Annotated in this window: 7 protein-coding genes; 2 read left to right on the top strand and 5 right to left on the bottom strand. The window is 67.1% G+C overall.

Annotation, left to right across the window (positions count from 1 at the left end; genetic code table 11):
- The 3 genes from ACESK5_RS02025 to ACESK5_RS02015 all read right to left on the bottom strand — a co-directional run.
- A partial coding sequence (locus ACESK5_RS02025; protein ID WP_372909874.1) for a branched-chain amino acid ABC transporter permease occupies nucleotides 1-682 on the bottom strand: 682 nt, incomplete at its 3' end.
- Nucleotides 679-1554, bottom strand: coding sequence for a branched-chain amino acid ABC transporter permease (locus tag ACESK5_RS02020; RefSeq protein ID WP_372909873.1), 876 nt, complete (start codon nucleotides 1552-1554; stop codon nucleotides 679-681). The genes ACESK5_RS02020 and ACESK5_RS02025, both read right to left, overlap by 4 nt.
- A gap of 80 nt (nucleotides 1555-1634) precedes the next feature.
- On the bottom strand, nucleotides 1635-2417 hold the full coding sequence (locus ACESK5_RS02015; protein WP_372909872.1) for an SDR family NAD(P)-dependent oxidoreductase: 783 nt from the start codon (nucleotides 2415-2417) through the stop codon (nucleotides 1635-1637).
- An 82-nt stretch (nucleotides 2418-2499) separates the two neighbouring features.
- Between ACESK5_RS02015 and ACESK5_RS02010 the strand changes: the two genes are divergently transcribed.
- A complete protein-coding gene (locus ACESK5_RS02010) occupies nucleotides 2500-3330 on the top strand; it encodes a polysaccharide deacetylase (RefSeq protein ID WP_372909871.1) in 831 nt (276 codons plus the stop codon).
- A gap of 40 nt (nucleotides 3331-3370) precedes the next feature.
- Here ACESK5_RS02010 and ACESK5_RS02005 read toward each other — a convergent pair whose 3' ends face one another.
- Entirely contained in the window at nucleotides 3371-4027 is a 657-nt protein-coding gene (locus ACESK5_RS02005) for a class I SAM-dependent methyltransferase (protein WP_372909870.1), read from the bottom strand.
- A gap of 181 nt (nucleotides 4028-4208) precedes the next feature.
- Nucleotides 4209-4721, bottom strand: coding sequence for a Mov34/MPN/PAD-1 family protein (locus ACESK5_RS02000; protein WP_372909869.1), 513 nt, complete (start codon nucleotides 4719-4721; stop codon nucleotides 4209-4211).
- A gap of 87 nt (nucleotides 4722-4808) precedes the next feature.
- Here ACESK5_RS02000 and ACESK5_RS01995 point away from each other — a divergent pair, with 87 nt between their 5' ends.
- On the top strand, nucleotides 4809-6422 hold the full coding sequence (locus ACESK5_RS01995) for a spermidine synthase (protein WP_372909868.1): 1614 nt from the start codon (nucleotides 4809-4811) through the stop codon (nucleotides 6420-6422).
- The last annotated feature ends 269 nt before the right edge of the window (nucleotides 6423-6691 follow it).

Below are 6691 nucleotides of genomic sequence, written 5' to 3'. Positions count from 1 at the left end.
TAGCCGACCCGACGAAGAATCCACCGAGTTTGTGGCGGTACGTGTTGTTCCCGAGCATCTGTGCGGCGTCCTCCGATTCGCGAATCGCTCTCGCGATGAGCCCATACCGCGAGACGAGCAGGAGGTACTGGAGGCATACGAGGAGGGCGACGACGGCGAGCACGAAGTAGAAGTACGCGACGCGGTCGCCGCCGAACATCGGCTCGAACCCCGTGTATCCGGTCGGCCCACCGGTGATGTCACGGAAGGTGATCGCCGCGAGGTGGATGATCTCCGCGTACGCAAGGGTAATCATCGCGACGTAGGAGCCGCCGAGACGGAGCGAGGGAAGAGTGATCGGAAGCGAGAGCACGCCGGCGGCGAGGCCGCCGAGCGCGAGCGCAGCGACGGCCGGGACGCCGAACTCGCTCGTCGCGATGACGGTGGTGTAGGCCCCGACGCCGAACAGCGCGGCGTGGGTGAAGCTGAACATCCCGTAGTAGCCCGCGATGAGGTTCCAGCTCGTGACTGCGAGGCTGAAGATGATGATCTGCAGGACCACGCTCTGGAGGAACTGCCGGAGCACGAACGGCGAGATCACGACGAACCCGAGCGAGACGAGCAGAACGAGCCCACGCGGCCCGCGGACGTCATCGCGGAACCGGGCGGCGGCGCGACGCAGGGGGAGGCCGAGGAGTTTCATGACTCGACGACCCCGCTGAGTCCGCTCGGTCGGACCGCGAGAATGAGGATCATCGCGACGAACAGCACGATCTGCGTCTGCTGGGCCGACACCCAGGTGAGACTGAGGCTCCGAATGACGCCCAGGAGGAGGGCCGCGACAAGCGTTCCACGGACGCTCCCCAGTCCCCCGATGATGACGACGATGAACGCGAGCAGGAACGGCTGCCAGCCGACCGACGGGTAGATGTTGAACACTGGTGCGAGCAGCACGCCAGAGAGCCCCGCGAGCGCGGCACTCAGCCCGAACGTGACCGCGTAAATCCGGTCGGAACGGACCCCCATGAGGAGTGCCGACTCACGGTCCTGTGCGACCGCCCGCATCGCCATCCCGAGCCGGGTGTACTTGATGAGGCCGAAGAGGGCACCCAGCGCACATAGCGCGACGCCGAAGAGTAGCACCTGCTCTTTGACCAGGATGATCGGGCCGACCTCCCAGATCCCCGTCAGGATCGAGGGGAGTGACTCGCGGTCGGAACTGAGCGTGACCCGGATGGCGTTCTCCGCGACGACAGCCAGTCCGAACGTCCCGATGATTGCCGCGAGTTCGGAGTCGTCGCGGGTCCGAAGCTGTCGCACAACGAGCGACTCCGTGGCGACGCCGATTACGAACAGCCCGAGCACGGCGACCGGAATCGCGAGCAGTGCGTTGCCGGTCGCGCGGTAGGTGAACAGCCCGAGATAGCCACCGATCATGATCATCGCCCCGTGTGCGAAGTTGAGGATGCGCGTCACCCCCCAGATGAGCGTCAGGCCCACCGCGACCAGTGCGAGTTGGCCGCCGAACAGCAGGCCGTTGAGCATCTGTTGGACGATCAGGGCCGAATCAACCATACGCGGCTATTTCGGACGGGGCATATAATGATTGCTCGTGCGCGGCCATCAGTTTCCGTGCCGGGCCCACGAGACCGCAGTCAGGCGCACCAGCCTCCGTCGACCACGAGGGTTTCGCCGGTCACGAACGACGATGCAGGAGATGCGAGAAACAACACAGCGTTCGAGACGTCCTGTGCCGTCCCGAAGCGGTCGAGGAGCGTCATCTCCCGTTTGTACGCGGCTGTCTCGCGGTCGCGCAGTTCCTGTGCGGCCATCCCGGCGTCGACGATTCCCGGAGCGACAGCGTTGACACGGATGCCCGCCGGGGAGAAGTCTCGTGCCAACTGTCGAGTGAGATTGAGTACCCCAGCCTTCGACGGCCCGTACGCGGCGTAGTTGGGCGACCCGTGGAGCCCGGCCGTCGAGGCGATGTTGACAACGTTCCCGGCAGTCTCACGGAGAGACGGCAGGGCGAACCGCGTGACGAGAAACGTTCCCCGGAGGTTGACCGCCAGCGTCCGGTCCCACTCGTCGACCGTCACCTCGTCCACGCGTCCGAGGTGATTCACTCCCGCATTGTTCACGAGGACGCCGGGTGGGCCGTACGCCTCGACAGCCGTCCTGAGGGCCTCCTCGACGGCACGTTCGTCCGTTAGGTCTGCTTCGACGAACGTCGCCTCACCCCCTTCCTCGCGGATCTCCTCGACGGTGGTCGTCTCCCCCGACCGGGGCGTCTGCGTCACATCGAGGACCGACACGCGCGCGTCGGCCGCGGCGAACTCGCGTGCGATGTGCCGACCGATGCCTCTCGCGGCCCCCGTGACGAGCACGTGGGTGTCTGGAAAGGCGGTACCGTCTCGCAAACTGGGAACGGTTGACATGGTCGAGTGAAGTCGAGCGACCGAAGTAAAGACACCCCCTCCCCGGGCATACGTCTATGAGGCCACCCGGCGAGTAGCCGGCATGAGTCAGGAACTCTGGCCCGACGACTACCGCGCCGCAGCGATGTTCAGTTTCGACCTCGACGGAACCGAACTGTGGCGGACCAAGATCGAAGCCGACTCCGAGTTCGACAAACCACCGATTCGTTCCCGTGGTCGGTTCGGTCCCGAGGTCGCCGTCCCGCGAGTTCTCGACCTGTTCGACCGCTACGACCGACGGTGTACCTTCTACATCCCTGGGCGGGTCATGGAAGACAACCCCGAGGTGGTCGGTCGAATTGTCGACGCCGGCCACGAAATTGGACACCACGGCTACGAACACATCAATCCCGCGACGATGACACCCGACGAGGAGGAAGCAGAGCTGAAGCGCGGACTCGACGTCTTCGACGACGTTGTCGGCGAACGTCCGGACGGGTACCGAAGTCCGGCGGCTGACCTGAGCGACAACACGCTGGAGCTCCTCGCAGACAACGGCTTCGTCTACGAGAGTAGCCTGCTCGACACCGACGTTCCCTTCTTTCACACGCTCGACGACGGGAGTCGGTTCGTCGAAATCCCGTTCGAGTGGAGTCTCGACGACTGGCCCTTCTTCGGCTTCAACATGTACCCCCCACTCCCGTACCAGAGCGGCATCTCTCCGACCGGTCCGGTGTTCGATAGCTGGACTCGTGAGTTCGACGGCATTCACCGCCGAGGACGGTGTTTCGTCCTCACGATGCATCCTCAACTCATCGGTCGGGCCGGCCGGATGGACGCCCTCGAGACGCTCCTCGACCACGTCGTCGACACCGGCGACACGTGGGTCACGACCGGGGACGCGATCGCCGAGCACTGGCTCGAGACGCATTGAATCCGGCCCGGCCAGCTCCGACGCACCGGTCGCGCTAGAGTCAGCGTTCGGACAGCCAGTGAGTCTCGGGGTACGACTGCGACCCGCCGTGTGAGTTCCGCGCGACGACCGTCGCCGTCGCGGAGACGCGCCCCTCGCGGTCCTCGGTGTCGACGCCCGTGCCCGCACCGGCGCCCGCCTCGGGATACTCGGTCGACGCCTCGTAGTACAGCACCGTGAGGTCGAGGCACGCGTTGAGCAGTTCGTTCGCGCGGAACCGGTACCGGTCGCCGCTCGGACCGACCGTCGCCTCCGGCGAGCGGAGGTGGTGCTGGTAGAACAGCACGCCGCCGGGGGTCAGCGCCTCCTTGACGTCGTTCAGGCGGTCCAGAGTCCGGAAGAAGCTGATGGTCACGACGTCGTACGTCGACGTGGGGTAGTCGTACTCCTTCGCGTCGGTCTGCGTGAGCGAGAGGCGGTCGGCGACTCCCCGCTCGGCGGCGCGTTCGCGCGTGATGCGGAGGCCCGCGCGGGACTGATCGATGGCGTCGACGTCGTACCCCTGCTCGGCGAGGAAGACGGCGTTCCGCCCCGTGCCGGTCGCGACGTCGAGCGCGCGTCCCTCGGGGAACCCGTCGAGCATCGCCCGGAGCACCGGCGACGGGCCGGGGTCGCGGGGGTAGTCGCCGTCGCGGAACCGCTCGTCCCAGGTGGTCATACTGGCACGAAGGGGAGCGGCGGTTTCAATCCTCGTCCACCTCGCCGCCCGCGGCCAGCGTCGACGGTCGGTCGTCGGTCCCGGTGGTCTCGTCGTCTCGGTCGCGTCGGCGCCGACTACGACGCCCGCCGAATCGAATACACGCCGGCCGTCGCGACGCCCAGGGCCGCCAGCCAGACGCTCACCGGAGCCACGAGAAGAAGCCGCCCCCTTCGGCCTCGAGTTCGGCGTCGATGTCCTCCTGGGTGAAGTCGAAGAAGCGGTCGTCGGGCAACTCGACGTCGAGGACGTCGAGGTGGGTCTGTTCGCCCGCGTTGTCGAACGCCTTCCAGTTGCCCCAGCCGTACGGTGCGCCGACGATGATGTGGACCTCCCCCTGCCCGAACGTGTCGAGGTCGGCGTCGCTGGGCCGCAGGACGCCGTTCGGGTGCGAGTGGACCGACCCCACGGACTTGAGGTCGTTCGGCTTCATGTGCGACTTCACGGTCGCGCTCATCGGACTCGACTCGGTCCCCGGGACGACGAGGATGTCGGTGATAACCTGCCCGCTCCGGTCGAGGCCGAGCGTCCGGGCGTCCTCCGCGCGGAGGAACCCCATGTACTCGTTCGGGTGGGTGTCCTCGCACGCCTCCAGGATGAACTCCATCGTCTCCCGAGCGATGCCCAGGAGTTCGCTCGACCGGAACAGGCGCATACCCCCCACTGGGGGCTCGCCGGACAAATACTGTCTGCTCTCCCTCGCTCCAAGGTTTAACCCACCGCCCTCCTAACACCGGCTACCATGGACGCCCGTACGGTCACCGAGCGCGTTCGACTGTCGCGGCCCGAACTGGCCGTGCTCGTCTCGGGCATCGCCAGTATGGGGCTGGAGATCCTCGCCGGACGGATGATCGCCCCGCAGTTCGGGAGCAGTATCTACACCTGGGGTGGCATCATCGGCGTGTTCCTCGCCGCACTCAGCTACGGCTACCACCGCGGCGGCAAGCGCGCGAAGGAGGACGCCTCGAACGACCGGATGGCACGCCTCTTCCTCTTCACCGCGGTGTACGTCGCGGTGCTCGTCTTCGCCGGCGACATCCTCCTCCGGATGACCGCGGGTTTCCCGCTCCCGAGTCGGTTCGCGTCGCTGCCCGCCATCACGCTCCTGTTCGGCCCGCCGACGTACTTCCTCGGGTTCATCAGCCCGTACGCGGCACAGCTCTCGCAGAAGGACGGGCTCGGCGAGGCGTCGGGACACGTCTACGCGCTCGGGACCGTCGGGAGCATCGTCGGCGCCTTCGCCACCACCTACCTCCTCATCCCCTCGCTGAGCATCGAACACATCGGGCTCGTTTTCGGCCTGCTCTCGGTGGGGACGGCGCTGGTCCTCTTCCGCCCGCGACTCGACCGCGAGCGCGCCTTCTCCGTCGTGGCCGTCACCGCGCTGCTCGTCGCCGCTGTCGGGAGCGGTGCCGTCGGCGTTGCCGTCGAGGGGCGCGTCGTCTACCAGACTCAGACCCCCTACCAGGAGCTGGAGGTCGTCGACGTCCAGGACCGGCGGACCCTCTACCTCGACGGGCGGCCACACAGCGCGATGGACCTCGACGACCCCTCGCGACACGTGTTCGACTACACCACCTACTTCCACCTCCCGTTCCTGTTCGCCGACAGCGAGGACGAAATCGACCGCGTCCTCTTCATCGGCGGCGGCGGGTTCACGGGGCCGAAACGCTTCGTGGAGGAGTACGACGTCACCGTCGACGTCGTCGAAATCGACCCGGTGGTCGTCGACGTGGCGAAGCGGTACTTCGACGTCTCCGAGTCCGACCGCCTCCGCATCCACACGACCGGCGGCAGACAGTTCCTCCAGGAGACCGACCACACCTACGACCTCATCGTCCTCGACGCCTACCGGAAGGACAAGGTCCCCTTCGAACTCACCACGGTCGAGTTCATGCGCCTCGCGAGTGACCGCCTCGACGAGGACGGGATGCTCTTCGCCAACGTCATCTCCGCCCCCAGCGGCCCGGCCTCGAAGTTCTACCGGGCGCAGTACCGGACGATGGCGCAGGTGTATCCCAACGTGTACAGTTTCCCCACCCACGCGAGCGCCGACGTCCAGAACATCGAACTCGTCGCCTCGAAGTCGGAGACGGTCGTCACGGAGGCACAGTTGCGGGCGCGGAACGAGCAACGCGACGTCGGCGTCGACCTCTCGCGGGAACTCCGTACCTACCGCCGGACCGAGGAGACGAGCGACGTGCCCGTCCTGCGAGACGACAGGGCGCCCGTCGATGACCTGCTCGACCCGATGGTCGGCCAGCGCTACGTCGTCGACGACGCCGAGGCCGAGAACGCGACGACGACCCCGGGTCAGTCGCTGGTGGTCGCCGCCCGCGTGACCGCCGTCGGCTGAGACGCGCCGCGCCGCTCGCCGTGTTCCAGCGACGCTCGGAGAGCGCTCGCCGTCGGCGCCCCGTACGCGTCTCTCTCCTCCGTCCGCTCCGTCCGTCTCTGTCTCTGTCGCCGTCGGCGTCTCGTCCCCCTGGTCGGCGCCACCGACGTCGTCGCGCTCCGCTTCGACAGGCGGTTCTGAATCCTCGTCACCGACCACCCCCTGCCCCTGGTCCTCGCCGTCGCTCTCGCTGCCCTCACCACCGACGACGGAGAGCGGGGCGGGCCTGA

The sequence above is a fragment of the Salinigranum sp. genome (assembly GCF_041641895.1).
GTDB lineage: Archaea > Halobacteriota > Halobacteria > Halobacteriales > Haloferacaceae > Salinigranum.
This window is presented reverse-complemented; position numbering and strand designations above follow the sequence as displayed.

Excerpts from the sequence above, each read along its gene's own strand:
- ACESK5_RS02020 (WP_372909873.1), bottom strand. The coding sequence starts at position 1,554 with ATGGTTGATTCGGCCCTGATCGTCCAACAGATGCTCAACGGCCTGCTG.
- ACESK5_RS01995 (WP_372909868.1), top strand. The coding sequence starts at position 4,809 with ATGGACGCCCGTACGGTCACCGAGCGCGTTCGACTGTCGCGGCCCGAA.
- ACESK5_RS02010 (WP_372909871.1), top strand. The coding sequence starts at position 2,500 with ATGAGTCAGGAACTCTGGCCCGACGACTACCGCGCCGCAGCGATGTTC.
- ACESK5_RS02000 (WP_372909869.1), bottom strand. The coding sequence starts at position 4,721 with ATGCGCCTGTTCCGGTCGAGCGAACTCCTGGGCATCGCTCGGGAGACG.
- ACESK5_RS02015 (WP_372909872.1), bottom strand. The coding sequence starts at position 2,417 with ATGTCAACCGTTCCCAGTTTGCGAGACGGTACCGCCTTTCCAGACACC.
- ACESK5_RS02005 (WP_372909870.1), bottom strand. The coding sequence starts at position 4,027 with ATGACCACCTGGGACGAGCGGTTCCGCGACGGCGACTACCCCCGCGAC.